Consider the following 1,057-nt stretch of genomic DNA (forward strand, 5'->3'; position numbering starts at 1 on the left):
CCACGCGGCCCTGGCGGCGTTCGGCCTGACCGCGGCGGACCTCGCGGCCATCGATCCCGACGCCTGCGTCAACGACATCGCCTTCGTCGAGCGGGCGAGCCCGATCTGCGAGGCCGCCGACGGGCCTGCCCCGGAGATGGATCTCGACGACGCGCTCGCGGGCTTCGACGCGATCCTGCGCCCGAGCGCGGCGGCGTGACGCGACCGGTCGGCTACTACGTCCACCATCAGGGCGCCGGCCACTGGCAGCGGGCCTGCCTGATCGCCCGCGAGATGAAGCGGCCGTGCACGCTGATCGGCACCCTGGCCGCATTCGATCGCGGCGGCGCGCCCGGGGCCACGCTCGACCTGCCCGACGACCGACTTCCGGAGGGCGGGTTCGACGGGCGCGACGGCGCGGAGACGCGCCCGGAAGCGTTCCACTACGCGCCCCTCGGTCTGCCGGGCCTGCGCGACCGGATGGCGGCGATCGCGGCCTGGATCGCGGAAGCCGACCCGGTTCTGCTGGTGGTGGACGTCTCGGTCGAGGTCGCGCTGTTCGCGCGGCTGCTGTCGGTACCGGTGCTGATCGTCCGGCTTGCCGGCACCCGCGACGACCGGCCCCATCTCGAGGCCTTCCGCAGCGCCGAGCGCCTGATCGCCCCGTTTCCGAGCGTCCTCGACGGCGCGGACCTGCTCGACGCGCTGCGCGCGCAGGCGGTGCCGGCCTGCGAGGTCCGCGTGCGGGCGCCCGGCCTCGAGGCGCTCTATCTCGACGCGCTGGCCGGCGACCCCGCGGCCCTGCGCGCGGCCGGGGCTGGCCGATGATCGGCGCCGCCTTCCGCGTGATGTGGATCAGCCTGATCCGCGACCGAGCCGCCCTGACGATGGCCTTCGTGCTGCCGACCGTGATCTTCGTGATCTTCGCGGCGATCTTCTCGGGCGCGATCGGAGACCGCATCCGCATCCATCTCGGGCTGGCCGACCTCGCCGGCACCGCCACCACCGAGCGGCTGATGAAGGCCCTGGAGGCCGACCCGTCGCTCCGCGTCACCCGCCTGCCCGAGCGGGACCTGCC

The 1,057-nt window shown here is 74.6% G+C and carries 3 pseudogenes; all 3 read left to right on the forward strand.

Features of this window, described 5'->3' with window-relative positions:
• Positions 1–199, forward strand: a pseudogene (locus tag FV222_RS30265) (glycosyltransferase family 2 protein); the annotation flags it as partial.
• Positions 196–675 (forward strand): annotated as a pseudogene (locus tag FV222_RS31640) (glycosyltransferase); the annotation flags it as partial. The pseudogenes FV222_RS30265 and FV222_RS31640, both read left to right, overlap by 4 nt.
• 128 nt (positions 676–803) lie before the next feature.
• Positions 804–1,057 (forward strand): annotated as a pseudogene (locus FV222_RS27135) (ABC transporter permease); the annotation flags it as partial.

Origin of the sequence: Methylobacterium sp. WL103 (genome assembly GCF_008039885.1) — a bacterium.
Lineage (GTDB): Bacteria > Pseudomonadota > Alphaproteobacteria > Rhizobiales > Beijerinckiaceae > Methylobacterium > Methylobacterium cerastii.